This window comes from Ruegeria sp. BA12, assembly GCF_056539625.1.
Genome location: NZ_JBQFVF010000012.1, coordinates 70,954 through 84,809, shown reverse-complemented (window position 1 = coordinate 84,809; position 13,856 = coordinate 70,954). Strand labels below are relative to the sequence as shown.

14 protein-coding genes are annotated in these 13,856 nt (G+C 59.1%); 6 read left to right on the top strand and 8 right to left on the bottom strand.

The window, feature by feature from the left end:
* The first annotated feature begins 4 nt into the window (after positions 1–4).
* Positions 5–700, top strand: coding sequence for an NAD-dependent deacylase (locus tag ACR0B0_RS18710; RefSeq protein ID WP_480649121.1), 696 nt, complete (start codon positions 5–7; stop codon positions 698–700).
* 60 nt (positions 701–760) lie between these two features.
* Positions 761–1,369, top strand: coding sequence for an HdeD family acid-resistance protein (locus ACR0B0_RS18705; protein WP_170351359.1), 609 nt, complete (start codon positions 761–763; stop codon positions 1,367–1,369).
* 87 nt (positions 1,370–1,456) lie between these two features.
* Here the strand turns inward: ACR0B0_RS18705 and ACR0B0_RS18700 are convergent, their stop codons facing one another.
* The 5 genes from ACR0B0_RS18700 to meaB form a co-directional block, all read right to left on the bottom strand.
* Positions 1,457–1,930, bottom strand: coding sequence for a copper chaperone PCu(A)C (locus ACR0B0_RS18700; protein ID WP_170362548.1), 474 nt, complete (start codon positions 1,928–1,930; stop codon positions 1,457–1,459).
* 41 nt (positions 1,931–1,971) lie between these two features.
* The gene (locus tag ACR0B0_RS18695; protein WP_170379163.1) at positions 1,972–2,322 is read right to left on the bottom strand and encodes a hypothetical protein; all 351 of its coding nucleotides are present in this window, start codon (positions 2,320–2,322) and stop codon (positions 1,972–1,974) included.
* A gap of 402 nt (positions 2,323–2,724) precedes the next feature.
* On the bottom strand, positions 2,725–3,012 hold the full coding sequence (rpmB, locus tag ACR0B0_RS18690; protein ID WP_480649082.1) for a 50S ribosomal protein L28: 288 nt from the start codon (positions 3,010–3,012) through the stop codon (positions 2,725–2,727).
* 146 nt (positions 3,013–3,158) lie between these two features.
* The gene (locus tag ACR0B0_RS18685; protein ID WP_480649080.1) at positions 3,159–4,328 is read right to left on the bottom strand and encodes a Hint domain-containing protein; all 1,170 of its coding nucleotides are present in this window, start codon (positions 4,326–4,328) and stop codon (positions 3,159–3,161) included.
* Positions 4,329–4,428: 100 nt separating this feature from the next.
* Positions 4,429–5,406: a methylmalonyl Co-A mutase-associated GTPase MeaB gene (gene meaB, locus ACR0B0_RS18680; RefSeq protein WP_170351482.1), complete on the bottom strand. Its 978-nt coding sequence runs from the start codon at positions 5,404–5,406 to the stop codon at positions 4,429–4,431.
* Positions 5,407–5,611: 205 nt separating this feature from the next.
* On the opposite strand from meaB, the gene hrpB reads away from it, so the two are divergent.
* From hrpB to ACR0B0_RS18665, 3 genes are all read left to right on the top strand, one after another.
* Entirely contained in the window at positions 5,612–8,053 is a 2,442-nt protein-coding gene (gene hrpB, locus ACR0B0_RS18675; protein WP_480649078.1) for an ATP-dependent helicase HrpB, read from the top strand.
* A 112-nt stretch (positions 8,054–8,165) separates the two neighbouring features.
* Positions 8,166–8,624 carry an NUDIX hydrolase gene (locus ACR0B0_RS18670; protein WP_170351364.1) on the top strand — a complete coding sequence of 153 codons (459 nt, stop codon included), beginning with the start codon at positions 8,166–8,168 and terminating at the stop codon, positions 8,622–8,624.
* A gap of 94 nt (positions 8,625–8,718) precedes the next feature.
* Positions 8,719–10,197 carry an inorganic phosphate transporter gene (locus ACR0B0_RS18665; RefSeq protein WP_480649076.1) on the top strand — a complete coding sequence of 493 codons (1,479 nt, stop codon included), beginning with the start codon at positions 8,719–8,721 and terminating at the stop codon, positions 10,195–10,197.
* Between the two features lie 6 nt (positions 10,198–10,203).
* On the opposite strand, the gene ACR0B0_RS18660 is transcribed toward ACR0B0_RS18665, so the two are convergent.
* The 3 genes from ACR0B0_RS18660 to ACR0B0_RS18650 form a co-directional block, all read right to left on the bottom strand.
* Entirely contained in the window at positions 10,204–11,178 is a 975-nt protein-coding gene (locus ACR0B0_RS18660; protein WP_480649074.1) for a 2-dehydropantoate 2-reductase, read from the bottom strand.
* Between the two features lie 65 nt (positions 11,179–11,243).
* Entirely contained in the window at positions 11,244–12,206 is a 963-nt protein-coding gene (locus ACR0B0_RS18655) for a pirin family protein (RefSeq protein ID WP_170351367.1), read from the bottom strand.
* A gap of 126 nt (positions 12,207–12,332) precedes the next feature.
* The gene (locus tag ACR0B0_RS18650; RefSeq protein ID WP_480649072.1) at positions 12,333–13,175 is read right to left on the bottom strand and encodes a phytanoyl-CoA dioxygenase family protein; all 843 of its coding nucleotides are present in this window, start codon (positions 13,173–13,175) and stop codon (positions 12,333–12,335) included.
* Between the two features lie 186 nt (positions 13,176–13,361).
* On the opposite strand from ACR0B0_RS18650, the gene ACR0B0_RS18645 reads away from it, so the two are divergent.
* Positions 13,362–13,850 (top strand): peptidase associated/transthyretin-like domain-containing protein, encoded by a 489-nt coding sequence (locus ACR0B0_RS18645; RefSeq protein ID WP_425082184.1) that lies wholly within the window; start codon positions 13,362–13,364, stop codon positions 13,848–13,850.
* Positions 13,851–13,856 lie beyond the last annotated feature (6 nt).

The window sequence follows — 13,856 nt, the reverse complement described above, 5'->3', positions numbered from 1 at the left end:
AATGATGGAAAAGATCGTCATACTGACAGGGGCCGGTATTTCTGCCGAAAGCGGGTTGGGTACCTTCCGCGATGAAGGCGGGTTATGGGCACAACACCGGATTGAGGACGTCGCCACTCCCGAAGGTTTCGCCCGCGATCCCGCTCTGGTTCACCGGTTCTACAACGCCCGACGCGTGCAGGCCGCCAAGGCCAAACCTAACGCTGCGCATGCCGCGCTGGCACGGTTGCAATTGGACTTTCCCGGCGAGGTGGTGATCGTCACTCAGAACGTCGACAGCCTGCACGAATCTGGCGGCGCCGAGCATGTGATCCACATGCATGGCACGTTGGCCGGAGCGTTTTGCCCGGCATGCAGCCACCGCTGGGCATCACCACCCGAGATGGCCGTGGGCGAACCCTGCCCTACCTGCGGTGCCGCCACCGCGCGACCGGATGTGGTCTGGTTTGGCGAGATGCCCTATCACATGGACGCAATCTACGACCATCTGGCCGAAGCGACCCTGTTTGCTGCCATCGGCACCTCGGGTCAGGTCTATCCAGCCGCCGCCTTCGTTCATGAAGCCTTGCAATCCGGCGCCCGCACGGTCGAACTGAACCTCGAACCTTCAACCGGAGCCTCCAGTTTTGATGAGGTCATTCTCGGCCCCGCAACGGAAACAGTCCCATCTTGGGTAGATGGCTTGCTCAGCCCCAGATGACAGCAGACACCGGCAGGATTTTCCGTTTATAGTGAAGGCCTAACCAGCTGGGAGAGCATCATGTCAGACCCTCAATCCCCGCACGAGGAAATCCTCGAGGATGGCACTTTGGACGGCCGCGACGCTTTGGGCGATCAACTCGCGGGACTGTGGTGGACGTTCCTGTTGCGCGGCATCTTCGCTGGGGCACTGGGCATCGCTGCGCTGTTCTGGCCGACAGGCAGCATTTCACTGCTGTTGCGTCTGGTCGGTCTGCTTCTGATCGTGGATGGCGGCCTGACTTTGCTGGGCTTTGGTCGGCGTGGATTGATAGGGGGCGTAGGGGTCGGCGCCCTGTTGATCGGTCTGGTACTTCTCCTGTGGCCCGAAGGCGTGGCGCGGCTGACCTTCTTCTTGTTAGGGGCGTGGGCCCTGATCATCGGCGTTGGCTCGCTGATGGCATGGCGGCAAATGTCGGATCAACACCCCGATGCGCCCTCAGTGCGCAATTCCGGGGTCATAGCGCTGCTGATCGGGTTGGTGCTGATCTTCTGGCCCGGCAGCGGAATGGTGGCGCTGGGATGGGCCATTGCCTTCGGGGCCCTGGCCTTTTCGGCGGTGATGTTCTGGCTGACCGCCCGGTTCAAACGCGCCCATGACCGGGTCGCCATGCGCGTGGTCAATCGCTAACCACCTCCGGAAACGGCAACAGGCCGGGCAAAGCCCGACCTGACGCATGGATGAGGGCCGCAGCGCGGCCTGAAGACAGGCGTAGCCTCAGTTCGAATGTGTCCCGTGGCCGCCAGCGTCCTGACGTTCCAGATCAACCGGCACCTCGATCTCGATCTCTCCGGCCTTCTCAAAAATCAGCGTCACCGGTACGGTCGCGCCTTGCTCGAATGGGGCAGTCAGCCCCATGAACATCACATGGTCGCCACCGCGCTTCAGCATGTGGGTTTCACCGGCTGGAATGACAAAACCTTCTTCGACGTGCATCATCTTAGCTACGCCGTTGTCATCAATCTTGTGGGTATGCAGCTCAACACGTGCAGACGCATCGGATTCCACGCCAATCAACCGGTCGTCAGCCTCGCCCGTGTTTTTGATCATCATAAAGGCAGCACCGGCCTTGGCTGCTTTGCCTGCGGAGCGCGCATAGGCGTCATCAACGGCAATCGTATCCTGAGCAAAAGCAGATGTTGCCAGCGTTGCAGCGACCAGAGTGATCAGAAGTTTGGATTTGAGGGACATTGCACCTCTCCTTGTATAAGTGTCTGAAAGAAAATGTGTCTTCAGATCACAACCGGAGGCGCGCGCGCCGGTCTGAAGGGAACCGGCAGGGCAACCAGATTACCCGCCTTGCGCAAAGGCGCGGGCTGAAACTGTTCTGGCGCAACGGGCATGGCGGCTGCCGGGACAACGACCGCCCCCAAGAGGGTCAGCGCGTATTCAGGGCAGAAATGAGGGGGCTGAGTCGGCTGGCCTTCGGCGTCCATATAGACCACCACCGGGCCTGTACCAGTGCAAAGCACCATCTGCCCCACCGCCCTGTCCATTCCGCGCGATGCAGCCACCCCCTGCCCTGTCAGAATGACAAGCAGCGAAAGCGCCAAAGGCAGAAATCTGTTCAGAACGGGTTTCATCCTGCGCCTGATATAGGCCGGACTCAAAGCGGGCTTCAAGCGCAATCGAATACGCCTGAAACCCGCAACCACTGGGTTCGTGTCAGCTGTCCACGCCAGGACGTTTGACGGACCCTTTGGTCAGGCTCGTATGCAACCTGTTCACCTGTCGTTGCATCCGAAAGCATGTCCCAAACGTCTTGCCAAAAAAGGCAGCCAACAGGGAGAGGAAATCAGACAATTTAAAAGACATGGGGGTAAACTCCGCCAGATGAATATGACCAAACATAAAACAGTCTTGGCGCAGGGTATGTGAACAACATCACCGTGGCTGAAAATTTAATTCCAGTTCAGGAGCAGGCCGCGCAAGAAAAAACCCTGCACCTTGCGGTACAGGGTTGAATTCTTTCAAGGAAAAAGGGCTTAGGCCGTGGCTTGCGCCTTGGCAATTTCCTTTTTCACTTTCAGTGCGTTTGCCGACAGCTCTTCGTCCTTGGCTTTGGCCAGGAACGAGTCCAGACCACCACGGTGGTCGACCGAGCGCAGTGCAGCCGCCGAGATGCGCAGCTTGACGCCACGACCCAGGGTCTCGGACTGAAGGGTAACGTCGTTCAGGTTCGGCAGAAAACGACGACGAGTTCTGTTTTTGGCGTGGCTGACATTGTTGCCAGTCATCGGGCCTTTTCCGGTCAGTTCGCAACGGCGCGACATGGTTTCTTCCTTTGTTTCTGGAGGCCGGGCATGATGCCAGCGGCCAAATCACAAGGGGCGCAACCCGAAGTCGCGCCCGAAAACTGGTTGGATGCGTGTAGTGGGAATCGCCAGAAGGGTCAAGACAGATCGCGCGAAATCTTTGCTCAGGCATCACCGGGCGGTTGGATACACGCCTGCAAAAGCGGTTTTTTGTTCTTGCGATGGCGTTCCAACAGATGCGACTGCTGCCGTCCGCGCGGAATATAGCGGGCGGGCCGCGGTGTCAGTTTCTTTTCGATCAGCTCAGGAAATATCTCAAAAATCTCGCGGCGGGCCTCTGAACTCAGAGTTTTCAGCGCCTCGGGCCCTGTAAACAGGCTTTCTGTCGGCGCGCCTTCGGCAAAGATGACCTGATGTTGATCGAAAAGCAGATGGTAGTACTCAACCGATGTGACGTCTTTGTCCACGAATATACCGGGCAAGGCTGTTAGCTTGATGGCGGGAATCAGCACTTCGCGTTCGTCGAACATGCGTTGGGCAATGGGGGACTGGACCAGCATCCGATGCTGTCGCGAGACCAATAAGTCCCGACTTGGAAAACCGCCGCCCAGCGCCCCTGCCAGAATTCGAATGGGATAAAGTTTGGGGTTCCCCTTCAATCCGTCTAGATCAAAGCGTCGCCTCCCGATCCAGCGAATCTTTTGCAACCCCTTACCCAGTGTCTCAATCATGTCACCGGTGCAGAGATCTTGGATAAGCACCGGGCCGGATCGTGTCAAAATCTCAGTGTCGCGTGTGAAGCATGGAACCCCTGTTCCGTTCTCGAATGCCTGATAAGAGACGGACGGCCCAGACGGTAGGTTCGACGGCAGGATAAAAGTGCCGCTTGAGACCGAGTAGGAAACACCTTCGGCAACGGTGAAAGTTCCAAACGTATCGTCGGTGACGACCGTACCGACGGGCAGGTTCAAGCTGTCCGTTCCGCCGCCACCGCGAACGTCGCCCGTTACGTTTGTGCTGTTGATGTTCAGGGTGTCGTTGCCCTGCCCCAGCCGAACATCACCAACGGTAGATCCCTGAAGGTTGACCGTATCATCATCAATTCCGGCATTCACTTGCCCGACCACAGTACTGCCGGTGATAACGATATCGTCGTCTCCGCGATTGCCCCGCACGGAACCGGAAATCGTACTGTTGGTAACGGTTACGTCGTCATCGCCCTGTCTGGCGCGAATATTGTCAATTGGTCCGGGTACCGTTGTCCCGTTTAAAGAACCGGTATTGTCGGTGACTTCAATGTCGTCGTCGTTATTCGTCCCGTTGATATCGGGCATGTTCGACGGTTCCTGTCGCCTGAGCCAATCGCACAACTCAAAATTGCATTCGCGTCGATCTTACACGACAAATGATGAACGCGCCACTCTGCCCGGCCGGTTAGTCTGCCGCCAATTCAGTCAGCATTTGTTTGGCCGCGATCGATGGGCTAAGGACACCTTCACCTACCTGAGTGCTGAAACGATCCATCATCGCACGCGCCTGTGGTGTTTCGAGCCGGGCCAACAGGGCATGCCGGACCTCTTGATCGAACCAATATCGCGCTTGATTGGTTCGATTGGCCTCCCAATGGCCAGCTTCACGCCGCCAATCAGTCAGCGATTGCATTTCGGACCACGCGTCTTCCAAGCCGTGTTCTTCCACCGCCGACACTGTCATAGCCTTGGGAAAGGTCTCGGGGTCCTGCGGGCGCTTTCGCAACAGGCGCAGCGCTCCGGCATAGTCAGCGCAGGTGCGGATGGCAGTAGGCTTCAGATCTCCGTCAGCCTTGTTGATCAGAATCATGTCGGCCATTTCCATGATGCCGCGCTTGACACCTTGCAATTCGTCTCCGCCTGCTGGGGCCAGCAGCAACAGGAACAGGTCGGACATTTCGGACACAACGGTTTCCGACTGGCCCACACCCACGGTTTCGATCAGCACCACATCGAAAGCGGCGGCCTCGCACAGGGCAATCGCCTCGCGCGTACGTCGGGCCACACCACCCAGATGCGACTGGCTGGGGGATGGGCGGATAAAGGCGTTTCTCTCGCGGCTCAGACGTTCCATCCGGGTTTTGTCGCCCAGAATCGAGCCTCCGGAGCGGGACGAGCTAGGGTCAACCGCCAGCACCGCCACCCGCAGCCCCTGGGCGATCAGCATCATGCCAAAGCTTTCGATAAAGGTGGATTTGCCAACCCCTGGCGTCCCTGACAGGCCGATACGCAGCGATTGCCGTTTGGATTTAGCCAGATGCGCCAGCAATTCGGTCGCCTGTGCCCGGTGATCCTCACGGCCGCTTTCGACCAGAGTGATGGCGCGGGCAAGTGCGCGCCGCTCACCGTTCAAAATCCTGTCGCTCAGGCTGTCTATGTCCATTTCATCCTCGATGTGTTGCGGCACGACTACTTGCCGCCCCGACAAACTGTTTGTCCAGACTGGACCGCTGCGGAAATACGCCGCACACCAATTATTCGCACCCATGTGTTGCCGTTCCTCCGCTGTTAGCGGTTGCGCTACTCCTGTTCGCGCCGCGCACATGGCGGAACTGGACCTTGCCGTTTCGTTGGCGGATAAAGCCCGCATGACACGACTGCCCATTGAAGACGCCATCCCAGACCTGCTTGCGGCCCTCCAGGATTCAGGCCGCGCTGTTCTTCAGGCCCCTCCGGGGGCAGGTAAAACAACACGAGTTCCCCTGGCGATACTCGAGGCGGGCTTGTGCGAAGGCAAGATCGTGATGTTGGAGCCGCGCAGATTGGCCGCGCGCGCTGCTGCCGAAAGGATGGCCGACACTTTGGGCCAACGCGCGGGTGAGACCGTAGGTTATCGGGTGCGGGGCGAAGCCAAGGTTTCAAAATCAACCCGGGTCGAGGTCGTGACCGAAGGCATTCTGACCCGGATGTTGCAATCCAATCCCGACTTACCGGGTGTGGACGCCGTGATTTTCGACGAATTCCACGAACGATCCCTGAACGCCGATCTGGGATTGGCCCTTTGTTTGGAAGTCACCGGCGCTCTGCGGGATGACCTGATGCTACTGGCCATGTCGGCAACGTTGGATGCCGAGCCGGTTGGACGGTTGATGGGCGCGCCAATGGTCACCTCCGAAGGGCGCAGTTTTCCGGTCGAAACACACTGGCTGGACCGCCCTTTGGGGGCGCAGGCACGGCGGCTGGACGCTCTGGTCGATCTGGTTGTTCAGGCTGAAAGGGACACGCGCAAAACCGGCGGCGGGGTGTTGGTGTTCTTGCCAGGTGAGGGTGAAATTCGCCGGGCCGAGGCCGCCTTGTCCGCGCGCCTGCCGGAGAACTGCGTGCTGCGCCCCCTATTCGGGGCCATGCCTTTTGCCGCCCAGCGCGCTGCGATTGCGCCGGTGGATCAAGGGCGCAAAGTGGTGTTGGCCACGTCGATTGCCGAAACCTCACTGACCATTCCCGACATTCGGGTCGTGGTTGATATGGGGCAAGCGCGACGGGCGCGGTTCGATCCCGGTTCGGGCATGTCCCGTTTGGTAACCGAGCGTGTAACCCGCGCCGAAGCCACCCAGCGCGCCGGTCGCGCAGGCCGCGTGGCCGAGGGCAAGTGCTATCGGTTGTGGTCCAAGGGTGAAGAAGGTGCGTTGTCTGCTTATCCTCCGGCCGAGATCGAGGCCGCGGACCTGACAGGTTTGGCATTGGAACTGGCGCTGTGGGGTGCCGAACCGGGCGATCTGGCCTTTCTGACACCGCCGCCCGAAGGCACGATGGCCGAGTCAAAGGCTCTGCTGACGATGCTGGGCGCGCTGGATGCCAAGGGGCGGATTACCGAACACGGGCGCGCCCTGGCTGCCCTGCCCCTGCATCCGCGTCTGGGTCATATGTTGGTGTCTGCCGGTTCCGGTGCCGCCACTTTGGCCGCATTGATGGCCGAACGCGATCCGCTAAAGGGCGCGCCGTCAGACCTTTTGCTGCGGCTAGAGGCGCTGCGCGACATCCGCGCGTTTCAACGCAACCGCGTCTGGCAAGTGAATTCGGGCGCAGTGGATCGGATCAAAGCCGAAACCAAACGTCTGCGTACCAAGGGCCAGGCCAGTGATCTGAGCCCCGCCGCCATGGCCGCGTCGGCCTATCCCGACCGCATCGGACAGCGCCGCAAGGGTGACGTTCCCCGCTATGTTCTGTCAGGCGGCAAAGGGGTGGTGCTGGACAGCGGCGATACGCTGGCCGCGGCACCTTATCTGGTGGTCACGGACACCGACGGTAATCCGCGCGAAGCACGGGTGCGCATGGCCGCCCAGATCAGCGAAGGCGAAATTCGCGATCTGTTTTCCGGGCAAATCAGCTGGGTCGACAGCTGCGCCTGGTCAAAACGCGACCGCCGGGTGGTGGCGCGCAAACAGGAAAGGTTCGGCGCGATAACGCTGAGCGACCGTCTGTGGAAGGACGTGCCGGACGATGCCGTGGCGCAGGCCATGCTGGATGGCGTGCGCGATCTTGGATTGCGTCTGGACGGGGCGGCGGCGCGGTTGGCGGCGCGCGTTGAATTGGTGCGGACCGAAGGGGCTGATCTGCCTGACTTTACCATCGAAGGGCTAACAGAGTCGCTTGAGGACTGGCTGCTGCCCATGCTCTCGGGCGTACGCAACGCCGAAGAGTGGAAGCGGTTTGACCTGCTGCCCGCTCTGCGCGCCCGGCTAGACTGGATCCAGACGCAAGAACTGGATCGCCGCGCGCCCGGATCGTTCGAAACACCGCTGGGCCGAAAGGTGCCGATTGATTATGGCGGCGCGGTGCCTGAGATTTCCGTGCGCCTGCAAGAGTTGTTTGGCGTCACGCAGCATCCGGTTGTGGGGGGCGAGGCGTTGAAAATCACCCTGCTTTCTCCTGCGCAACGACCGATCCAGATCACCCGTGATCTACCGGGATTCTGGGCGGGCTCTTACGCCGATGTTCGCAAGGATATGCGCGCGCAATACCCCAAGCATCCCTGGCCCGAAGACCCGACACTGGCCGACCCAACCCTGCGCGCCAAACGGCGGAAATAACCACGACCCCGACATTCGTGATAGAGTTGGTTCAGGCAATTGTTTGTATCAGCCCTATTTCACTGTTATGTGCCGACGTTTCAGGCAAGAAAAGCACAGGATCGATCGACCAATGACGAAATGGCTGCGAAAAATCTGGGACGAGGTCGCCCGACCGATTTTCCTGCGCCCGCAACGGGTGCAGTTTGCAGCCCTTTGCACCCGTGAAACCCCAAGCGGACCAGAGGTTCTATTGATCACAAGTCGCGACACCGGGCGCTGGATCATTCCCAAAGGTTGGCCGGTTGATGGCATGGACGGTGCCGAAACTGCACTGCAGGAGGCGTGGGAGGAAGCAGGCGTGCGGGCGCCGAACCCCTCCAAGGAACCGATCGGGCACTATACTTACGATAAAATCCTGAACGATGGCACGGCCTATCCCGTTCTGACCAGTGTCTATCGGGTTGATGTTCAGGATCTGGAAGATGACTTTCCCGAAGCTGGCAAACGCGAGCGGGTCTGGGTTTCGCCCTCAACTGCGGCTGATCGTGTTAACGAGCCGGAATTGCGCGATTTGCTGCTGCAAGTGTGATAGTTTCGCAAAAAATTGATAACATAACTGTTGTCCCGAGGGGGGAAACCGTCTAGCCGCGTGCCGAAATGCACTGGCTGCTTGAAAAAAGATCATGTCGAATTTGACCTCGAAATCCCGCTGGCAGGCTCTGGACAGCGACCTTCACCGTATCTCGCGCGTTGAGAATGCCAACGCCCATGTGGCGCGCCCGCTGTTGGCCCCTGGTATTTCGCTGGCCTTTATTGCGCTGGCCGGGTTGTCGGCGGCGATAGTGTTCGGGCTGGCGGATGGCGGCCTGATCGTTGCTGCGGCAGCCGCCTTTGGGGCCTATATGGCGATCAATATCGGTGCCAATGACGTGGCTAACAACATGGGGCCCGCGGTTGGTGCCAATGCCCTGACTATGGGCGGCGCCATCGTTATCGCCGCCATCGCCGAAAGCGCCGGTGCCCTGTTGGCAGGCGGAGATGTCGTTTCGACCATCTCTAAGGGGATCATCGATCCGGCCTCGGTTCAAACCAGCAATGTATTCATCTGGGCAATGATGGCTGCGCTGATTTCGTCGGCCTTATGGGTCAACCTGGCCACATGGGTCGGGGCACCGGTGTCAACGACGCACTCGGTTGTCGGCGGCGTGATGGGGGCCGGCATCGCCGCAGCGGGTCTGAGCGCCGTCAACTGGAGCACAATGAGCGCGATTGCTGCAAGCTGGGTAATCTCGCCAGTATTGGGTGGGTTGATCGCGGCTGGGTTTCTGGCGCTGATCAAAACCAAGATTCAATATCAGGACGATAAAATAGCGGCTGCACGGCGCTGGCTTCCGATCCTTGTGGCCGTAATGGCTGCGGCGTTTGCCACCTATCTGGCCGTTAAGGGTCTTAAGCGGATCGTGAAGATTGAGCTTGAGGTGGCGCTGCTGATCGGCCTTGCAACGGGGTTCCTGGTCTGGTCGGTCACGGTGCCCTGGGTACGGCGCAAATCCGAGGGGATGGAAAACCGCACCAAATCACTGAAAACTCTGTTTGGCCTGCCGCTGGTCATCTCGGCCACATTCCTCAGCTTTGCGCATGGCGCCAATGACGTGGCCAACGCGGTCGGCCCCTTGGCCGCTATCGTACACGCAGCGGAATTCGGCGACTTTGCCGCAAAAGTTGCGATCCCCAACTGGGTCATGGTGATCGGAGCCTTTGGAATTTCGTTCGGCCTGTTTCTATTCGGGCCCAAATTGATCCGCATGGTCGGTAGTCAGATCACCAAACTGAACCCAATGCGGGCCTTCTGCGTGGCGCTGTCCGCAGCCATTACCGTTATCGTGGCCAGCTGGCTTGGCCTGCCGGTCAGCTCAACTCATATTGCCGTAGGCGGCGTGTTTGGGGTTGGTTTTTATCGCGAATGGCATTCAGATCGCCGGTGGAAACAGTCCAACCGCCAGCGTCCGGTCGAACAGCGGCTGGCCCGGGAAGAGCATCAGCGCCGCAAGCTGGTGCGGCGTTCACACTTCATGACTATCGTGGCCGCCTGGGTGATCACGGTCCCCGCAGCAGCGGCGATGTCAGCGACAATATTTCTAATCCTGACGGCCTTCGCCTAATCCGGCCTAAGACGCAATTTGATCCACAGAAATTGCGGTTTCAGGCGCGTCCTCGATCAAATCTCGTATCTTGGCGCAGATCGGGGTTTCGACGCCAATTTGCGCGCCCAGGCGAATGATCTCACCCTGAAGACTGTCGATTTCGGTCGGGCGACCTGCCATCAGATCATAGGCCATCGAGGTGCGCGCGCTGGGGTCAATGGTCAGCATTCGCGCAGCGATCCTGGAAAAGATCGGCGTTGGCAGGCGCAGGATATGCGGCGTCATCCATGCAGGCAGCGGAGTAGTCGAAGCGACCGGATGGTTCGCGGCGTTCAACACCATCAGAGCCTCGGCCATCTGATCGGCCATCAGGCGTCGCCAGTTCCGGTCCAGCAGTTGATCTTTCAACGTCATCCCCGACAGCGCATTCAGCGCGTTGTTGAGGTTGATTACCAGCTTACCCCATTGGACCGCTTCGATGTCATCGCTTTCCACAACCGGCATGTCAGCACTACTCAGCCTCTGACCCAGCGCACCGGGACCGCTTTGGATGACGATCTCACCAGAGGTGGCGCGATGAAAGCTGGCCGGTTCAGTCGGCACCACATTGAACGGCACCATTCCGGCGCGCACGTCATGCTCTGACAGAACCATGCGCAAAGTACGGGCGTTTTCCATACCGTTTTGCCACGATACCACCGGAATTGAGATGGGCGTGTATTCCGCGATCTGCGCAGCCATTTCCGCTGTGGCACCTGATTTAACGGTCACGATGACGACTTGGGCACCGGCCAGACAGGTTGCATCTTCGGTCAGGGTCAAATCTTGCGCGGCCACATGCCGGGTCAGGCCCGAAAAATCCGAAATCGTCAGTCCTCTTTCTTGGATCGGATCTAATATGCGTGCACGGCCCAAAAGGGTAACGACATGCCCTGAGTGCGCCAACAATGCCCCGCAATAGCATCCGATACTGCCTGCACCCGCGATCACGATTTTCATGGCATCCCTCCCGGCGCAAAGGATCGCCGGGAACGAGGGCACGGACAAGACCCCCTGACGTCTGGTCAGCGTGCGCGCCTTGGCCGTGTCCGTTCCAGTTCATCCGAGATCGGTATGAACTCTTGATCATCACCCGGCGGCAGGTGGAACGCACCTTTCGCCCAATCGGCGGTTTTCCATTCACGCGTGGCGGCCTCGATCTTTTCCTTCGAGGATGACACAAAATTCCACCAGATATAGCGCTCTTCGTTCAATGTCGCCCCGCCCAGCAGCATCAACCGCGCGCCTTGCGGCCCAGCCTTGACTGAAAGGGGATCGCCGGGGCGGAACACCATCATACGGCCCTGTGTGAACGTATCGCCTGCGATCTCGACGGAACCTTGGGTGACATAAACACCCCGGTCTTCATGGTCATCCGGCAAAGGAAACGACGCGCCGGGATCAAGTCGCACGTCCAGATAGAAGGTCTCGGACAGCATCGTAACCGGGCTGGTTTCACCATAAGCTGACCCCAGGATTAAACGGGCGCTGACACCTTGGTCCTGAATATGTGGCAGCGCACCTTGCTTGTGATGCTCGAAATCCGGAGCCATATCCTCATGCGCTTCGGGCAATGCTATCCAGGTCTGGATGCCGAACAGGCTGTGTTTCTTGTCTCGTGTCTTCTGACTGGTCCTTTCGGAATGAGTCACCCCGCGCCCGGCAACCATCCAGTTGACCTCGCCGGGGTAAATCATTTGATGCGTGCCAAGACTGTCGCGATGCTCGAACTCTCCTTGATAGAGATACGTCACCGTCCCAAGACCGATATGCGGGTGTGGTCGGACGTCGATGCCGTCACCAGTCAGGAATTCGGCTGGACCTACTTGGTCAAAAAAGATGAATGGCCCAACCAGCTGCCGTTTACTCGAGGGCAGCGCCCTACGTACTTCGAACCCGCCCAGATCACGAGCGCGCGGAATGATCAATGTGTCCAGCGCCGTGTTGTGTGACAGAGATTCGAGGCTTTGGGTCGGGTTCCAACTCATTGCTGCGCTCCTGCGATCAGGTAGTTGCGTTCACCATCGCAGAATACACGGTATTTTCAGCTTGAGTATTCGCCATTTCGCACAGATTAAGTGCAATTTCGATGTTATGTTATTTCATCCCATTGCTCAAAGTGCCTCTCTTGGCCAAAGCCGGGGGAAAAACGGCCCGTCGATGCGGTCGCCTTCGCTGTAACCGGCGGCCTCGAACTGCGCACGTTCGTCTTTCGCCCAATCTCCGCGATATCGGATAATCCCGTCCGGCGCTGTCATCCGCAGGCTAAACCGACGCACTGTTTCCGTCGGCGTGACCGAGGACAGACCACCATGCAGTGTTCGCATATCGAAATAGATGCAATCCCCTAATTCCATATCCCACTGCAACAAGTCATAGGCGCCGGGATCGGCGTTGATATCCGGGGGCTGGTGATACGTTCGGCCTGCGACCTCAGTGGCCCCAAGACTGGGATGACCATCCGCAAACCGAACCCGCATGAACAGCTTGTCCCATAGGTGAGAGCCTTTGACAAAGGCGATCCCGTTCTCTTTGTTCACCGGCTCAAGTGGCAGCCAAAGGACGCACATGGTGCCTTCGAAATCAAAATAGGACAGGTCCTGATGAAAGGGTGGGCGCGAGGCCGATCCGGCCTCACGCAGGAACCAGTTATCCATCACAAGGTTGATCGACGGGGCATCCAGTAAACCCGCAGCCAGCGGTGCGCATGGCGAGTGATGCACGAAATCCCTAAATTGCGGAATCTTGTTCCACGCCCAGAAATCCTCGAAATATGCAGGGGCGTCTGGGTCCTTGGTGTGACGAGTGAAATTGTCGGTCGGGTTGGCAAGGTCCGCACTGATACCTTCGCGCAACAAGTCCAACCAATGTTCCGAGAATTTCGAGCGCAGCACAACGGCACCGTCCCGCTTGAAGGCCGCAATTTCATCGGGCGAAACCGATTGTGTCTTGTCCATTTTTCAGCCTTTCGCATCGGTATACCGACGATGGCACTGCAACCCGCACAGGGTCAAAGAAATTCGCCGGGGCTTGGGGTGATCACAGAGTGGTGAAGATCGCCTCGGAATTGATCTGAACCGTGCTATCTTTGCGCTGTGGCGCGCTCAGGTTGCTATGGATGTTACCTTGCAGGAGGTCCCGACATGACGAATTCACACTTGTCTCGTAGATCCGTAATGGCGCTAGGCGGGGCTGTTCTGGTCGCTGGTGGCTCGGGCTTAGTGCTTCCCGCGCGCGCTGCTGGGCTAGCACCGACACCGTCTATGCGCGGCGGGTCGAACAACTACCGCCCCGGCGCAGCCATCGTCGACCGGATCGGCGGCGGCGGGTTCTGGATGACCGGTACGGTACGACGCGCGGGGGATGGTGCCCCCCTGCCCGGCCAGCGCATCCAAATCTGGGCTCATACAACCGAAGGGCATGAGCGGGATCCGCAAAGCCATGGTGCTACACTGACCGACGCCAATGGTGAGTTCCGGTTGGAGATGCCGCAGATCGTGCCCGCCTTTGGCCAGCCGCACGGGCATCTGGCCTATGACAGCGGCGAGTTTGAGACGGTATTCCTGCGTCCGATCATGGCAAGTTCAAAAGACCAGACCCTTGCCGCGCATTTCGTCCTGCAACCCGCCTGATTTACG

Coding starts and splice junctions, on each gene's coding strand:
- ACR0B0_RS18710 (WP_480649121.1), top strand. CDS start 5: ATGGAAAAGATCGTCATACTGACAGGGGCCGGTATTTCTGCCGAAAGC.
- ACR0B0_RS18705 (WP_170351359.1), top strand. CDS start 761: ATGTCAGACCCTCAATCCCCGCACGAGGAAATCCTCGAGGATGGCACT.
- ACR0B0_RS18700 (WP_170362548.1), bottom strand. CDS start 1,930: ATGTCCCTCAAATCCAAACTTCTGATCACTCTGGTCGCTGCAACGCTG.
- ACR0B0_RS18695 (WP_170379163.1), bottom strand. CDS start 2,322: ATGAAACCCGTTCTGAACAGATTTCTGCCTTTGGCGCTTTCGCTGCTT.
- rpmB (WP_480649082.1), bottom strand. CDS start 3,012: ATGTCGCGCCGTTGCGAACTGACCGGAAAAGGCCCGATGACTGGCAAC.
- ACR0B0_RS18685 (WP_480649080.1), bottom strand. CDS start 4,328: ATGCCCGATATCAACGGGACGAATAACGACGACGACATTGAAGTCACC.
- meaB (WP_170351482.1), bottom strand. CDS start 5,406: ATGGACATAGACAGCCTGAGCGACAGGATTTTGAACGGTGAGCGGCGC.
- hrpB (WP_480649078.1), top strand. CDS start 5,612: ATGACACGACTGCCCATTGAAGACGCCATCCCAGACCTGCTTGCGGCC.
- ACR0B0_RS18670 (WP_170351364.1), top strand. CDS start 8,166: ATGACGAAATGGCTGCGAAAAATCTGGGACGAGGTCGCCCGACCGATT.
- ACR0B0_RS18665 (WP_480649076.1), top strand. CDS start 8,719: ATGTCGAATTTGACCTCGAAATCCCGCTGGCAGGCTCTGGACAGCGAC.
- ACR0B0_RS18660 (WP_480649074.1), bottom strand. CDS start 11,178: ATGAAAATCGTGATCGCGGGTGCAGGCAGTATCGGATGCTATTGCGGG.
- ACR0B0_RS18655 (WP_170351367.1), bottom strand. CDS start 12,206: ATGAGTTGGAACCCGACCCAAAGCCTCGAATCTCTGTCACACAACACG.
- ACR0B0_RS18650 (WP_480649072.1), bottom strand. CDS start 13,175: ATGGACAAGACACAATCGGTTTCGCCCGATGAAATTGCGGCCTTCAAG.
- ACR0B0_RS18645 (WP_425082184.1), top strand. CDS start 13,362: ATGACGAATTCACACTTGTCTCGTAGATCCGTAATGGCGCTAGGCGGG.